The organism is Paraburkholderia sp. BL21I4N1 (genome assembly GCF_002973525.1).
Lineage (GTDB): Bacteria > Pseudomonadota > Gammaproteobacteria > Burkholderiales > Burkholderiaceae > Paraburkholderia.
In genome coordinates, this window is record NZ_PVEN01000001.1 from 215150 (window position 1) to 229890 (window position 14741).

Here is a 14741-nt window from a genome sequence, read left to right on the forward strand (position 1 = left end):
CGCAAGGTGTCGGTGATGCGGCGACCAACCCAATGAAAGAGGTGTGCCATGTTTTCCGCAATGCTTGAAGTCAACCCCATCCCCGAACAGTTCGACGCTTATCTCGGCATGGCCAGAATGCTGCGTCCTGAACTCGAGAAGATCGACGGCTTTATCGACAATACCCGTTATGCCAGTTTGAGCCGGGCCGGATGGCTGCTCTCGCTGTCGAGCTGGCGTGACGAGAAATCGCTGGTGCGCTGGCGGACCACGACGGCGCATCACAAGATTCAGCAGGCCGCGCGTGATCGCGTGTTTGCCGACTATCGCCTGCGCATTGGCCAGGTGGTCAGCGATACGCACATTCCCGCGGGCCAGGTCCTGCTCGAGCAGCGCCTCGATGTGACGGAGACGGGCCAAGGCACGGCGGTGATGCTGCTCGATGCGAAATGCTCGTCGGCATGGCTCAAGGAAGCCGGCGCGGAACAGGTGGCGAAATCGCTTGGTGTGGATGTCGACGCGCCGGGTCTCGTTTCGTGGGACGTGTTCGACGCGCTGATGTCGCCCGGCGATGTGATCGTGGTCGTGACATGGCGTGACCAGGCCGCATTCGAAGCATTCGAACCGACCCGCGCGATGACGAACGATTCGCGTCTGCGCAGCGTCCGCATCGTTCGGGAATACGGCATGTTCGATCGCCGGGAAGCGCCGCAATACTTCGCGGAAGTGCAACCCAAGGCTTGAGCGGCGCGCTCCGCTATCAAACCCCGATCCTAACGAAACACGAGCAGCGACAGGACTCCCCATGACTACCGGCAAGCTTTTGACAACGGGAACGCAGACGCGGGCCGCCGCACGGTCGGCGGTAACGGTTCCCGCTGTTGTGGCGCGCACCGAGGCGCCCGCACCGTCGACCCCCAAACAGCCCGCGCTGACGCCTCGTCTGGCGTCCGGTCTGGTCGGCATGCTGCTCGCGTCTTTGCTGGCCATTCTCAACGAACAGGTCACCGCGCAGTCGCTGGCGGACATTCAGGGCGCGCTCTCGATCGGCCATGACGACGGCACCTGGCTGACCACGCTGTTCGAAGCGGCCAACGTCACGGCGATGGTGTTCGCGCCGTGGTTCGGGATCACGTTCACGCTCAAGCGATTCACGATCGGCGCCGTCGTCGCGACGATGCTCTTCGGAATCCTTTGTCCGTTCGCGCCGAACCTGCCGACGCTCTACGCGTTGCGTGCGATGCACGGAATCGCCGGCGGCTGTCTGCCGCCAATGCTGATCATCGTGGCGCTGCGTTACCTGCCGCCCAAAGTGAAGCTGTACGGGCTCGCCGGCTACGCGCTGACGGCGACTTTCGGGCCGGCGCTCGGCACACCGCTTGCCGCGTTGTGGACCGAGTACGCCGGCTGGCAAATGGCGTTCTGGCAGATCGTGCCGCTCGGTATCGTCAGTTGCGTGGCGATCCAGTGGGGACTGCCGTCCGATCCGCTCAAACTGGAACGTCTCGGTGCCTTCAACTGGAGCGGATTTCTGACGGGTTTTCCCGCCGTCGCGATGCTCGTGACCGGGCTGTTGCAATGCGATCGCCTCGATGGATTCAATTCCGAATTGATTCGCGTCATGTTCGTCGGCGGCGGGCTGTTGCTGGTGACGTTCCTCGTCAACGAGTGGTTTCATCCGCTGCCTTTTTTCAAACTGCAATTGCTGTCGCGCAGAAACTTCGCGCATGGACTGACGACGCTCGCCGGCGCGGTGATCCTGCTGGTCGGTGTGGCGGCGATACCCGGCCAATATCTCGCCAAAGTTCATGGCTACCGGCCGCTGCAAACCGCTCCCTTGTCTTTGCTGGTCGCGATGCCGCTACTGATCGTGCTGCCGCTGACGGCGGCCGTTCTGAACCTGCGGCGGGCCGATCACCGCTGGGTGATGGCGATCGGTTTGTGTCTCATGACCGCCACCTGCGTGCTGGGAAGCTTCATGACGTCGGACTGGATTCGCGACAACTTCTACTGGCTGCAATCGATCCAGATCGTCGCGCAACCCATGGTGATCCTGGCGATCCTGATGGGTGTCACGACCGGCTTGCCGCCCACGGAGGGCCCGTTTGCCTCGGCCATGTTCAACTCGATCAAGACGTTCTCCGCCGCCGTCGCGACGTCGCTGATCGAAGGGTTGGGGACTCGTCGCGAACGTCTGCATTCGAACCTGCTCGTGGACCAGCTCGGCAATCACGCGCTGGTGACGAGTCAGAGCATCGACGCGGCGCACGGTCTCGGCGAACTCGCCCACCGGATTCACGTGCAGGCGCTGGTGCTGACCTCGGCGGATCTTTATCGCGTGATGGCGGGTGTCGCCATCGCTCTTCTTTTCCTCGTGCCCGTGTTACCTGTGCGTATTTATCCGCCGTGGTGCAGCACGCCTTCTGCTCCCACCAAGGGATGAAAATCATGTCGACCATTGCTCCTTCTCCTCTCAAGACGATTCGTATTGCCGCGCTGGCCGTTGCGGTCGGCGTCGGTGCATGGGCCTGCACGGGATTAGTCCATGGCTCGAATAGCGAGTCCACCAACGACGCCTATGTCGAGGCCGATTTCACGCTGGTGGCGCCGCGCGTCGCCGGTCAGATCGCCGAAGTATTCGTCGACGACAACCAGTCGGTCAAAGCCGGCCAATTGCTGGTGCGGATCGACGATCGCGACTTCCGGGCCGCGTTGATGAGCGCGCAAGCCGACGTGACGGCGGCGAACGCTTCCGTCGCGAACTACGACGCCGAGATCGCGCGGCAACCGTCGCTTGTCGACCAGTCGCGCGCCACGCTCAAGGCCGACGACGCGTCGATCCAGTTTGCCCGAGCCAATGCGGCGCGATACCAGAACCTGTCGGATGCGGGCGCGGGTACGGCCCAGGAGCAGCAGCACGCGTCGAGCACGCTCGCCGGGCAGCTCGCGCAGCAGGCGCACGACCAGGCCGCGTTGGCGTCGACCGAGCAGAACCTGGCGGTATTACGCACGCAGCGCGACAAAGCGGCCGGTGCGCTCGCGCGTGCCGAGGCGGCGCTGGAGCAGGCCACGCTCAACCTCTCCTACACGGAAATTCGCGCGGCGGTCGACGGCAAGGTGGGGCGCCGTTCCGCACGGGTGGGCGCATTCGTGACGCCGGGTGCGCCGGTGCTGGCGATCGTGCCGCTGTCGGACGCCTATGTCGTCGCCAACTTTCAGGAGAACCAGATCACGCACATGCGGCCTGGCGAAAGCGTGCGGATCAAGGTGGACAGCTTTCCCGGCGTGGTGATTCACGGCCGCGTGGATAGCCTCGCCCCCGCGACCGGCGTGAGCTTTGCGCCGATCGCACCCGACAACGCGACAGGCAACTTCACGAAGGTCGTGCAGCGCGTACCGGTCAAGATCACCATCGACCGTGGGCAGGCAGCGGCATCGGCGTTGAGCGTGGGGCTCTCCGTGGAAGCGGAAGTGGCCGTTGGCGGGCATGTGGAGGCATTGGCCGACGCAGGAGAAACAAAATGAAGACGAGCGACCTTTCTTTTCGCGCGTTGCTGCTGGAGATGCTCGCGTGCCTCGTGATAACCGGCTGCACTGTCGGACCGAATTTCGAATCCCCGACGTCGGCCACACCGCCGCAGGTGTTCGCGCGCACTGCATCCGCGCAGGCACCGAGCAAGGCCGTCGAGGCGAGCTTCAATCAGGATTGGTGGACGCTGTTCAACGATCCCACGTTGAACGCGCTCGAACAGCAACTGGCCGACGCGAACCTCGATGTGGCCGCGGCGTCCGCGCGACTTCGCCAAAGCCGTGCGGAGCGGCGCGTGGCGGGAGCGGCGGAATATCCCACGCTGGATGGCGCCGCCTCGTACGACCGGGAGCGCGGAAGCCCGAACGGCATTCTGGGTTTGCTCGGCGTCAGCCCCACCGGCACGCAGTCGCAATCCGCCTCGGGTGCGACGCCGCTTGGCGTCGCGCCGTTGCCGGGTTCCAAGGGCTCACCGGCTTACAACCTTTATCAGGCGGGCTTCGACGCGTCGTGGGAGCTCGACATCTGGGGGCGGGTGCGGCGTGGCGTGGAAGCGGCGTCCGCGTTGACCGATGCGTCTTACGACGATCGAAACGCGGTGTTGTTATCGGCCCGTGCTGAACTCGCGCGAGACTATATCGAGTTGCGCGACACCCAGGCGCTGTTGCGTATCGCGCGGCAAAACCTGGAGATTGCCCGCGACACGGCAAAGCTCACGCAGGTGCGCGCCCGGGAAGGCGTGACGACCGATCTCGACGTGGCCAACGCGTCGGCGCAGGCGGCGTCGATCGAAAGTCTGATCCCGACGCTCGAATCGCGCTGCACGACCACGATCAACGCGATCGGCGTGTTGCTCGCCGAGGAGCCCGGCGCACTTCAGCCGACGCTCGGCGAAGCGCATGACGTTCCCGAATTGCCCGGCCAGGTGCCGATCGGTTTTCCGTCGGAGCTGGTGCAACGCAGGCCCGACATCAGAAAGGCGGAGGCGGAACTGCATGCGGCGACGGCATCGATCGGTATGGCAAAGGCCGACTTTTATCCGCGTATCTCGCTCAACGGCAGCGCGGGTCTCCAGAGCCTTCAGTTGTCGAGTCTCGCCAGTTGGGCATCGGGGCAGTTTGTCGTCGGACCCTCGATCACCATGCCGATCTTCGAGGGCGGACGCCTCAAGGGCACGTTGAATCTGCGCGAAGCGCAACAGCAGGAAGCGGCGATCGTCTACAGGCGCACCGTGCTCGAAGCTTGGCGCGAGGTGGACGATGCCCTGGTGGTCTACGACGCCGAGCAACAGCGCCGCGACAGGCTCGCGGAGGTGGTAACGCTGAACCAGCGCGCGCTCGCGGTCGCGCAGCAGCGCTACAAGGCCGGCGCGCTCGACTATCTCGACGTGTTGAACGTGCAGAAACAGTTGCTCGACGCGCAAAGCAACATGGAACAAAGCCGGGCCACGGCGGATGCGAATCTGATCACATTGTGTAAAGCGCTCGGCGGAGGCTGGGAGTCGTCATACGCCAATCGCGCCACCGCGTCGCGTTGACGGACCGAGCCGGCGCGGCGAAGTCAGGGGGGGGCCGCGGGAGCGAAGTCGGCAGATGTTGTAAACTCAGCGTCCGCATAAATTTGCTGAGGCGATTGCTGAGGCGCTCGCGCGCGGTTTCCGGATCGTGCGTTCGCGTTTCGAGTCGATGCTCACGCAACGATCGGCCGTATTTCGCCGCGCCCCGCATTGTCTGGCTTCGATTCCCATAGATGAAGATTGAATCTTTCCACGAGCAGTGGTTCTCCCATGTCAGGCAGAACGTACTGGCCGGCCTGACGTCCTCATTCGCACTGGTTCCCGAGTGTATTGCGTTTGCACTGGTCGCTCAGGTCAACCCTTTAACGGGCCTTTACGGGGCCTTCATCATTTGCGCGCTGACGGCGATTTTTGGCGGCCGGCCCGGCATGATCTCGGGCGCCGCCGGGTCGATGGCCGTGGTGATCGTCGCGCTGGTCGTGCAGCACGGTGTGCAGTATCTGCTCGCCACGGTAGTGCTCGGTGGCCTGCTGATGGTGCTGTTCGGCGTGCTGCGACTCGGCAAACTGATTCGCATGGTGCCTCACCCGGTCATGCTCGGCTTCGTCAATGGGCTGGCGATCATCATTGCGATGGCTCAACTGGCGCATTTCAAGGCCGCGACGCCGTCCGGCGTGCAGTGGCTGCACGGCACGCCGCTGGTCGTGATGTGCGCGCTGGTGGTGCTGACCATGCTGATCGTCTATCTGCTGCCGCGCGTCACCAAGGCCGTGCCGCCCGCACTCGTCGCTATTGTCAGCGTGGGCGTACTGAGCCAATTGATGCATCTGCCGACGCGCAATCTCGGCGATATGGCGCACATTGCGGGCAGTCTGCCCGTGTTTCATCTGCCGGCCGTTCCGTGGAACGTCGAGACGTTGCGCATCGTGTTGCCTTATGCGGTACTGATGTCGATCGTTGGGCTGCTCGAAACACTGCTCACCTTCAACCTGACCGACGACATCACGGAGACCGTCGGGCAGCCCAATCGCGAATGCGTGGCGCTCGGCGTGGCGAACATCGTGTCCGGCGTTCTTGGTGGATTAGGGGGCTGCGCGATGATCGGCCAGACCATGATCAATCTGAGTTCCGGCGGGCGGTCGCGGCTCTCGGGGGCGACGAGCGGCGTGATGATCCTGCTGTTTATCCTGTTTCTGTCGCCGTTGATTGAACGCATTCCGCTTGCCGCGCTGGTGGGCGTGATGTTCGTCGTGGCGCAACAGACGTTCGCGTGGGGCTCGCTGCGTAGCCTGAGCAAAATCCCTCGCCATGACGCGCTGGTCGTGGTGGCCGTCACGGTGATCACCGTCTTCACGGATCTGGCGATTGCCGTCTTGTGCGGCATTGTGATCGCCGCCCTCAACTTTGCGTGGCAGCATGCGCGCGAAATCCGTACGGACGTCGATGAGACGCACAGCGGCAAGAAGACGTACAGACCGCACGGCACGCTGTTCTTTGCGTCGACGGCGAACTTCGCAGCCTTGTTCACGCCGCAACACGATCCGGCCGACGTGACGATCGATTGCCAGTATCTCCGTGTCGCGGATCATTCCGCGATCGATGCGCTGGAGACACTCGCGGAGCGCTACGGCAAATCCGGCAAGTCGCTCAGGTTCGACAACCTCTCCGAGCGGTGTGCCGCCCTGCTGCAACGAGCGGGCGCCGCGATCGAGCATGCGTGATATCGGCGGGCGCGTTACGATGACTACGGTCAGGCGAAGGCGCGCGCCTTCGTGACGTAACGTCGACAAGGAACTGAGTTGAACGCTAATCTGAAGATGTTCGATCTGTCGGGGCGTCGCGCTCTGGTTACCGGTTCGAGTACCGGTATTGGGTTTGCGTTGGCCAAAGGTCTGGCCGGCGCGGGGGCCGAAGTGATTCTGAACGGGCGCAGCGAAGCGCGCCTGACGGAGGCGGTCAACCGGTTGCGTGACGACGGCGCTACCGTTCATGCGGCGAGTTTCGACGTGACCTCCGCCGCTGAGGTCGAAAAGGCGATTGCCGGCATCGAAAGCGAAATAGGCGCGATCGATATTCTCGTGAACAACGCCGGCATGCAGCGTCGTGCGCCGCTCGAACAGTTTTCCCATAGGCAATGGGAAGAACTGATGAAGACCAACGTGGACAGCGTGTTTCTGGTTGGACAGGCGGTGGCGCGACACATGATTGCTCGCAAGCGCGGCAAGATCGTCAACATCTGCTCCGTGCAAAGCGAACTGGGCCGGCCGAACATCGCGGCTTACATGGCGAGCAAAGGCGCGGTAAAGATGCTGACCAAAGGCATGGCGATCGACTGGGGGCAGCACGGCATACAGGTCAATGGCTTGGGTCCGGGCTACTTCAAGACCGAATTGACCGAGGCGCTGGTCAAAGACGAGACCTTCAGCAACTGGCTGATCGGACGCACGCCTTCAAAGCGGTGGGGCGACGTGGAAGACCTGGTGGGCGCGGTGGTGTTTCTGTCGAGCGATGCGTCGAACTTCGTGAACGGCCATATTCTTTACGTGGACGGCGGCGTGACGGCGACGCTGTAGCCACCCCTAGCGGAAAATCTCCGCGATCAGATTCGCCACGGTCCGGATCCGCTCGCTATCGCGCAGCGCCGGATGCAGCACCATCCACACATCCTGATCGAGCGCCTTGATGTGCTTTTCCACGCAGACAAGGTCGCTCGTCGTATCGCCGGCCAGTTGCGCGAGCACGCCGAGCCCCGAACCGCCCAGCACGCCGTCGAACACGCCCATGCCATAGCTGCTGCGCAGCGACGGTGCCGGCGCGCCAGGCAGCGCTTTCAGCCATTGCGTGGCGGGATGATCGGGCTGCCGGTCGTCGTAGCCGACAAACGACAGCTTGTCCCACTCCTTCTTCACGATCGCCGCCTTGTGGCGCAGATAGTAGTCGCGCGAGCCGAACAGCCCGAAACGAATCCGGCCGATCCGCCGAACGTAGAGATCGCCCTCTTCAGGGCATTCCGACCACAGCGCGATGTCCGCTTCGCGCCGCGCCAGGCTATACGGGCGGCGCGAAGTCAGCACTTCGATGGCGAGTCCGGGCAGTCGGTCCTGAAACGAACCCAGCAGTTTCAGCAGGATGTACGACGGCCATTCGACCGCATTGATCCGCACCGTGCCGTGAGCGGCCGCGCCGCCGTTCACGTCCGCGGCGCGCTCGATCTTGTGGGCGAGGTCCTCCATCTGTTCCGCCCAGGCCAGCACCCGAGCGCCGAACGCCGTCATGGTGCAGCCCGACGGCACCCGGTCGACCAGCGGCTCGCCGAGCTTTCGTTCGAGTTCGGTGAGCCGGCGCGACAGGGTCGGCGCGCTCAGATCGCAGGCGGTGGCGGCAGCCCGCATGGTTCCTCCGCGGGCGATCGCCACCAGAATCCGCAGGTCGTCCCAATCGACGTGTTCCATTTTTGAAACGCAAGGTTTTGAAATTTGGCATAGCATAACCCACTTCCCAAGGATAGGATTAGTTTTGCCATGCTTGTCGGTTATCGCGCGGAAAGCCATGAAGGCTTTTGCAGGCGGCGGCAAGCGCGGCGTTCCTGCACATCACACGACTCAAGGGCTCGCAGCAGAGCGAATGAGCGACACGGAGACACTTAATGATTCGTCAATTTCATCCGGCGCGCCGTCGCGCCATCGTAGCCAGCGCCGCTTTCCTCGCCGTGTCGATTTTGCCGATGCAGTCGGCATTCGCTCAGGCCGCCCATAAGCCGAAGGTCGCGCTGGTCATGAAGTCCCTGGCCAATGAATTCTTCCTGACCATGGAAACCGGCGCGAAGGATTATCAGAAGCAGAATCCGACGAAATTCGACCTCGTCACGAACGGTATCAAGGACGAGACGGACACGGCTAACCAGATTCGTATCGTCGAACAGATGATCGTCTCGAAGGTCGACGCGCTGGTGATCGCACCGGCCGATTCGAAGGCGCTGGTGCCGGTCCTGAAGAAGGCCGTGGACGCCGGCATCATCGTCGTCAATATCGACAACAAGCTGGACACGGACGTGCTCAAGTCGAAAGATCTGAACATCCCGTTCGTCGGCCCGGATAACGCGAAGGGCGCGCAGAAAGTCGGCGACTACCTCGCGAAGCACCTGAAGTCGGGCGACAACGTCGCCATTATCGAAGGCGTGTCGACCACCACCAACGCGCAGCAACGTAGCGCCGGCTTCAAGCAGGCCATGGCAACGGGCGGCATGAAGGTCGTGTCGCTGCAATCGGGCGAGTGGGAGATCGACAAGGGCAACGCGGTGGCGAGCCAGATCCTCAACGCGAATCCGGACGTCAAGGCGCTGCTGTGCGGCAACGACAACATGGCGATCGGCGCGGTGTCCGCGGTGCGCGCAGCCGGCAAGGCGGGCAAGGTGCAGGTGGTGGGCTATGACGACATCAACGCGATCAAGCCGATGCTGGCCGACGGCCGCGTGCTCGCGACCGCCAATCAGTACGCCGCGAAACAGGCTGTGTTCGGTATCGACACCGCCTTGAAGGCGCTCGCCGAACACAAGAAGCAATCCGAGTTGTCGGGCGTCGTCGAAACGCCGGTCGATCTGGTTACCAAATAAGACCCGCCTCGTGCGTGGCGGCTCCGTCGAGCGGCCACGCCGGCTGGTATCTGTCGGTTTATCAATCTGATGTCTACTCCGATCCCCTCCGTCGCCGATGCCGCGCCCGTGTTACGGGTGCATGGCGCCGGTAAGACTTATGCCGAGCCCGTGCTGGCCGATGTGTCGCTCGATCTGTACGCGGGCGAAGTGCTGGCACTGACCGGCGAAAACGGCGCGGGCAAGAGCACGCTGTCCAAAATCGTCGGTGGCCTCGTTACGCCGACCGCCGGCTCGATGTCGCTGGCGGGCACGCCGTACGCGCCGGCCAGCCGCAAGGAGGCCGAGGCGTTGGGCGTGCGCATGGTCATGCAGGAGCTGAATCTTCTGCCCACGCTCTCGGTAGCTGAGAACCTTTTTCTGAATCGCTTGCCGCGACGCGGCCCGTTCGGCTGGATCGATCGCGCCAGATTGCGCGAGGACGCGCGCCATGCGATGGCGCAAGTCGGGCTCGACGCGATCGACCCCGACACGCTGGTGGGTACCTTGGGTATCGGGCATCAGCAGATGGTCGAGATCGCGCGCAATCTGATCGGCGATTGCCGCGTGCTGATTCTCGACGAACCGACCGCGATGCTGACCGCCCGCGAAGTGGATCTGCTGTTCGAGCAGGTCGAGCGGCTCAAGGCGCAGGGCGTGGCGCTGGTGTACATCTCGCACCGGCTCGAGGAATTGAAGCGGATCGCGCGGCGTGCCGCCGTATTGCGCGACGGCCGGCTCGTGCATGTCGATGAGATGGCGAATCTCACGACCGATCGCCTCGTCACGCTGATGGTCGGGCGCGATATCGGCGAGCGGATCGACCTCGGCGAGCGGCGTATCGGCGAGGTGGCGTTCAAGGTCAGCGGCATGACCCGCGAACCGGCGGTGCGCGACGTGTCGTTCGAGGTGAAGGCCGGGGAAATTTTCGGCATCAGTGGATTGATCGGCGCAGGGCGCACGGAGCTGCTGCGGCTCGTCTACGGTGCGGATCGCGCGGACGCCGGTACGGTGTCGATCGGGCGTCGAGGTGGCGTACCTGCGCCCGTGACGATCACGTCGCCTTCGGATGCCGTGAAGCACGGCATCGCGCTGATTACGGAAGACCGCAAAGGCGAGGGGCTGTTACTGAGCCAGCCGATCGCCGCCAACATTTCGTTGGGCCATCTGCGCTCGGTGTCGAGCAAGGGTGTGGTGGACGGCCGTCGCGAGGCGGCGCTCGCCACGCGGCAGATCGACGCCATGCGCATTCGTAGCGCGGGACCGGCGCAGCCCGTGTCGGAGTTGTCGGGCGGCAATCAGCAGAAGGTGGTGATCGGCCGCTGGCTGGCTCGCGACTGTTCGGTGCTGCTGTTCGACGAACCCACGCGCGGCATCGACGTGGGCGCGAAGTTCGACATCTATGCGTTGATGGGCGCGTTGGCGAGAGAAGGTCGCGCCCTGGTGGTGGTGTCGAGCGATCTGCGCGAATTGATGTCGATTTGCGACCGGATCGGCGTGATGTCGGCCGGCCGCATGACCGGTCTGTTCGAGCGCGGCGCCTGGACTCAGGACGCGCTGCTGGCCGCGGCGTTCGCAGGCTACGCGAAGCGCGACGACATGCTGCACGCGCCTATCGAACCCGACGCGAAAGCGCCCGACGAAAGAAAATTAGTGGAGTATTGAGCATGACCGCACCAACCAGCCTGCCCACGCTGCAGAGCGAACCCCCGAAAAAGGCGAAGTCGATCGGCACGCGCCTCGGCTTCTCGAACTACCTCGGACTGCTCGGCGCGCTCCTTGGCATGATCGTGCTGTTCTCGCTGCTGAGTTCACACTTCCTGAGCTACGACACGTTCAGCACGATTGCCAATCAGATTCCCGACCTCGTCGTGATGTCGGTCGGCATGACCTTCGTGCTGATTATCGCGGGCATCGATCTGTCGGTGGGCTCCGTGCTTGCGCTCGGCGCGGCGCTGACCAGCGTCGCGGCCTTGCAGTGGCATTGGCCGGCGCTGCCGTCGGCGCTGCTCGGCATGGCCGGCGCAACGCTGACCGGTTGCGTAACCGGCGCAATCACCGTGGCCTGGCGGATTCCGTCGTTCATCGTGTCGCTCGGTGTGCTCGAAGCAGCGCGCGGTGTCGCGTATCAACTCACGAATTCGCGCACCGCTTATATCGGCGATGCTTTCGATTTTCTGTCGAACCCGATCGCGTTCGGCATTTCGCCGGCCTTCCTGATTGCGATCGCGGTGATGGTGGCCGCCCAGTTTCTGTTGACGCGCACGGTGTTTGGCCGCTATCTCGTCGGCATCGGTACGAATGAAGAGGCGGTGCGTCTCGCGGGGGTCAATCCGCGTCCTTACAAGATCGCCGTATTCGCGCTGATGGGCCTGCTGGCCGGTCTGGCCGCGCTGTTCCAGATTTCCCGGCTCGAAGCGGCGGACCCGAATGCCGGGCAAGGTATCGAACTGCAGGTGATCGCGGCAGTGGTGATTGGTGGCACCAGTTTGATGGGCGGGCGCGGTTCGGTGACGAGCACCTTTTTTGGCGTTTTGATCATTTCGGTGCTGGCCGCGGGCCTGGCCCAGATCGGCGCGACCGAGCCGACCAAACGCATCATCACGGGGGCCGTCATCGTGGTGGCCGTCGTGCTGGATACCTATCGAAGCCGGCGTCGCGCCGTATAAATCGACCATTCGCTGAATGGTGAGCAGGAGAATGAACGTGTCAAAAGAGACGAAACAGGGCCGCGTCCTGGTGGTGGGCAGCATCAATACCGATCTGGTCGCGCGCGCGCCGCATTTGCCGCGTCCCGGCGAGACCATCGGCGGGCATGAGTTTTCGCAGGTCGCCGGCGGCAAGGGCGGCAACCAGGCCGTCGCGGCCGCGCGGATGGGCGCGCAGGTGGCCATGGTCGGCTGTGTCGGCAAAGACGCGAACGGGGCTCAGCGGGTCAAGGATCTGGAAACCGAGGGTATCGACTGCAGCGGGATCGAGGTGCATCCCACGCAGCCGACCGGCGTCGCGATGGTGACGGTGTCGGACGACGGACAGAACACGATCGTCGTGGTGGCGGGCAGCAATGGCGAACTGACGCCTGAAGGCGTCGCTCGCCACGAAGCCGCGATCAAGGCCTGTGATGTGGTGGTGTGCCAATTGGAAACGCCGCCGGATGCGGTCCACGCGACCCTCGCGCTGGCGCGTCGGCTGGGCAAGATCACCGTGTTAAATCCGGCGCCCGCCACCGGTCCGCTGCCGCCGGAATGGCTGCCGCTGGTCGACTATCTGGTGCCGAACGAAGTCGAAGCCGCTATCCTGGCCGGTCTGCCTGTCGAGTCGGAAAGCGGCGCGCGACGGGCCGCGACGGAATTGCAACGCGGCGGCGCGCGCAACGTGATCGTCACGCTGGGCGCGCAGGGCGCCTATCTGCTGGTGGACGGCGGTGAAGGCAAGCATTTTCCCGCGCCGCAAGTGCAGGCAGTGGATACGACCGCCGCCGGCGACACGTTTATCGGCGTGTTTGCCGCGCAGCTCGCCGCGCGCCAGCCGCTCGAAGGCGCCATCAGCCTCGCGCAACGCGCGGCATCGATCTCCGTGACGCGCGCCGGTGCGCAGCCGTCCATTCCGAATCGCGCTGAAGTGGATAGCGCAGCCTGACACGGGCGCCTGTTGTGTAATGTGAGGCTGTCCGTACCGCCACCCGCCCCGGGTGGCTCGACGTTGATTTATCGACACCCTCTCGCGAGGGCGTTGCTTCGTTAATCACGCTCTAAAACTGGACGAAAAACATGAAATCACAATGTCTAGGCATCCTGATGATATCGACAGTTCTGGCTGGCTGCGGCGGTAGCGTAACGGCTACCGATCCGCTGGCCGGCGCGCCGAAAATCATCATCGACTCTGACTTCAACACAATGGGCGACGACGGCCAGCTCTTCGCCATGACCACGCAACTGATGGGGCAAGGCAAGGTCAATCTGCTCGGGCTCACGGTGGTCACCGGCAACGACTGGCTGCTGCAGGAAGAATCGGACGCGTTGAAGGCCGTGGAACGGATGGGCGTGCAGAATGCGGTGGGCGTCTACGGCGGCGCGGATTATCCGCTGCAATACGACGTGGCGGCTATTCGCGCGCAGCAGGCGGCTAATCCGCAAGGCTATTTCGGCGCATGGAGCCGGCCTGAGCCGACTCAACAGTCTCAACTCGTCCCGCCGCCGGATGGCTTCGCGGTGTCGACGAAACTGCAAACGCAGAGCGCGGCGGATTTCATGATCCAGACCATCAAGCGCTACCCGAATCAGGTGACGATTCTCGAAGTCGGTCCGCCGACCAATCTCGCCACGGCCATCATGAAGGCGCCGGAGATCGTGCCCCTGATCAAACGGATTGTCTACATGGGCGGCGCGATGGCGGTGCCGGGCAATGCGAACGCCGTGGCCGAGCTGAACTGGTGGTTCGATCCGCTTGCCGTGCGCACGGTACTGCAGACCACGATTCCGCAGGCCGTCATTCCGCTCGACGTGACCAACACGGTGCCGCTCACGCAAAGCGTGTACGACCAGATCGTCAACAACCCGAACAAGCAAACGGCGGTGACGAAGGCCTATGGCATTGCGAATGCGGGCGCGTTCGCCGACAACACCGATCTGTTCGATACGTTGACGATCGCGTACTTCCTCGATCCGACGTATGCCACACAGACCCAAAGCGCTTACCTCGATATCGACACCACGAGCGGCGAGAATCAGGGGCATGTGACGGTTTATCCGGATCAGCCTGCGTCCGGCGCTTCGCCGAACAGAATCACGTATGTCACGCAGTTCGACAACAACCGGTTCTTTGGCCTCTACGTCGACCTGCTGACACGCCCGGTGCCGATTACGCTGCCGTGACGCGGCCGGGAAAGACCAGACCTGCCGCAGCAAGAGGAAAAAGCAGTAAGGTAGCGTCGGTGACGACGAATGACCTTGGTCGCTTCTCTTCAAACTCGTGCAGATAAAGTCTTTCAAAAGGCAATATGAACAATAAGAACCTGCTCCGCGCTGGATTGTTTGCCTGCGCGGTCACGCTCGCGCTGTGGCGATGTTCCGCTATCGCGGCGGAAT

The 14741-nt window shown here is 63.5% G+C and carries 12 protein-coding genes; 11 read left to right on the top strand and 1 reads right to left on the bottom strand.

The window, feature by feature from the left end:
- Positions 1–48: 48 nt before the first annotated feature.
- The 6 genes from B0G83_RS00985 to B0G83_RS01010 all read left to right on the top strand — a co-directional run bounded on the left by B0G83_RS00985 (position 49) and on the right by B0G83_RS01010 (position 7597).
- Positions 49–723, top strand: coding sequence for an antibiotic biosynthesis monooxygenase (locus tag B0G83_RS00985; protein ID WP_105505577.1), 675 nt, complete (start codon positions 49–51; stop codon positions 721–723).
- 61 nt (positions 724–784) lie between these two features.
- Positions 785–2422, top strand: coding sequence for an MFS transporter (locus B0G83_RS00990; protein ID WP_105505578.1), 1638 nt, complete (start codon positions 785–787; stop codon positions 2420–2422).
- 5 nt (positions 2423–2427) lie between these two features.
- Positions 2428–3504: an HlyD family secretion protein gene (locus B0G83_RS00995; RefSeq protein WP_105506516.1), complete on the top strand. Its 1077-nt coding sequence runs from the start codon at positions 2428–2430 to the stop codon at positions 3502–3504.
- Positions 3501–5045 carry an efflux transporter outer membrane subunit gene (locus B0G83_RS01000; protein ID WP_105505579.1) on the top strand — a complete coding sequence of 515 codons (1545 nt, stop codon included), beginning with the start codon at positions 3501–3503 and terminating at the stop codon, positions 5043–5045. Before B0G83_RS00995 ends, B0G83_RS01000 begins: the two co-directional genes overlap by 4 nt.
- A gap of 212 nt (positions 5046–5257) precedes the next feature.
- Entirely contained in the window at positions 5258–6745 is a 1488-nt protein-coding gene (locus tag B0G83_RS01005; RefSeq protein ID WP_105505580.1) for a SulP family inorganic anion transporter, read from the top strand.
- A gap of 96 nt (positions 6746–6841) precedes the next feature.
- Positions 6842–7597 carry a glucose 1-dehydrogenase gene (locus B0G83_RS01010; RefSeq protein ID WP_105505581.1) on the top strand — a complete coding sequence of 252 codons (756 nt, stop codon included), beginning with the start codon at positions 6842–6844 and terminating at the stop codon, positions 7595–7597.
- A 6-nt stretch (positions 7598–7603) separates the two neighbouring features.
- Here B0G83_RS01010 and B0G83_RS01015 read toward each other — a convergent pair whose 3' ends face one another.
- Positions 7604–8476 (bottom strand): LysR family transcriptional regulator, encoded by an 873-nt coding sequence (locus B0G83_RS01015; RefSeq protein WP_105505582.1) that lies wholly within the window; start codon positions 8474–8476, stop codon positions 7604–7606.
- A gap of 194 nt (positions 8477–8670) precedes the next feature.
- Between B0G83_RS01015 and B0G83_RS01020 the strand changes: the two genes are divergently transcribed.
- From B0G83_RS01020 to B0G83_RS01040, 5 genes are all read left to right on the top strand, one after another.
- On the top strand, positions 8671–9636 hold the full coding sequence (locus tag B0G83_RS01020) for a sugar ABC transporter substrate-binding protein (RefSeq protein ID WP_105505583.1): 966 nt from the start codon (positions 8671–8673) through the stop codon (positions 9634–9636).
- A 69-nt stretch (positions 9637–9705) separates the two neighbouring features.
- Positions 9706–11319: a sugar ABC transporter ATP-binding protein gene (locus B0G83_RS01025; RefSeq protein ID WP_105505584.1), complete on the top strand. Its 1614-nt coding sequence runs from the start codon at positions 9706–9708 to the stop codon at positions 11317–11319.
- A 2-nt stretch (positions 11320–11321) separates the two neighbouring features.
- Positions 11322–12323, top strand: a complete 1002-nt coding sequence (locus B0G83_RS01030; protein ID WP_105505585.1) for an ABC transporter permease — start codon at positions 11322–11324, stop codon at positions 12321–12323.
- A 31-nt stretch (positions 12324–12354) separates the two neighbouring features.
- Positions 12355–13293, top strand: coding sequence for a ribokinase (gene rbsK / locus B0G83_RS01035; protein WP_105505586.1), 939 nt, complete (start codon positions 12355–12357; stop codon positions 13291–13293).
- Between the two features lie 131 nt (positions 13294–13424).
- A complete protein-coding gene (locus B0G83_RS01040) occupies positions 13425–14528 on the top strand; it encodes a nucleoside hydrolase (protein WP_105505587.1) in 1104 nt (367 codons plus the stop codon).
- Positions 14529–14741: the final 213 nt, after the last annotated feature.

Excerpts from the sequence above, each read along its gene's own strand:
- B0G83_RS01040 (WP_105505587.1), top strand. The coding sequence starts at position 13,425 with ATGAAATCACAATGTCTAGGCATCCTGATGATATCGACAGTTCTGGCT.
- B0G83_RS01000 (WP_105505579.1), top strand. The coding sequence starts at position 3,501 with ATGAAGACGAGCGACCTTTCTTTTCGCGCGTTGCTGCTGGAGATGCTC.
- B0G83_RS01020 (WP_105505583.1), top strand. The coding sequence starts at position 8,671 with ATGATTCGTCAATTTCATCCGGCGCGCCGTCGCGCCATCGTAGCCAGC.
- B0G83_RS01005 (WP_105505580.1), top strand. The coding sequence starts at position 5,258 with ATGAAGATTGAATCTTTCCACGAGCAGTGGTTCTCCCATGTCAGGCAG.
- B0G83_RS01010 (WP_105505581.1), top strand. The coding sequence starts at position 6,842 with ATGTTCGATCTGTCGGGGCGTCGCGCTCTGGTTACCGGTTCGAGTACC.
- B0G83_RS00995 (WP_105506516.1), top strand. The coding sequence starts at position 2,428 with ATGTCGACCATTGCTCCTTCTCCTCTCAAGACGATTCGTATTGCCGCG.
- B0G83_RS00985 (WP_105505577.1), top strand. The coding sequence starts at position 49 with ATGTTTTCCGCAATGCTTGAAGTCAACCCCATCCCCGAACAGTTCGAC.
- B0G83_RS01030 (WP_105505585.1), top strand. The coding sequence starts at position 11,322 with ATGACCGCACCAACCAGCCTGCCCACGCTGCAGAGCGAACCCCCGAAA.
- B0G83_RS00990 (WP_105505578.1), top strand. The coding sequence starts at position 785 with ATGACTACCGGCAAGCTTTTGACAACGGGAACGCAGACGCGGGCCGCC.
- B0G83_RS01025 (WP_105505584.1), top strand. The coding sequence starts at position 9,706 with ATGTCTACTCCGATCCCCTCCGTCGCCGATGCCGCGCCCGTGTTACGG.
- B0G83_RS01015 (WP_105505582.1), bottom strand. The coding sequence starts at position 8,476 with ATGGAACACGTCGATTGGGACGACCTGCGGATTCTGGTGGCGATCGCC.
- rbsK (WP_105505586.1), top strand. The coding sequence starts at position 12,355 with ATGAACGTGTCAAAAGAGACGAAACAGGGCCGCGTCCTGGTGGTGGGC.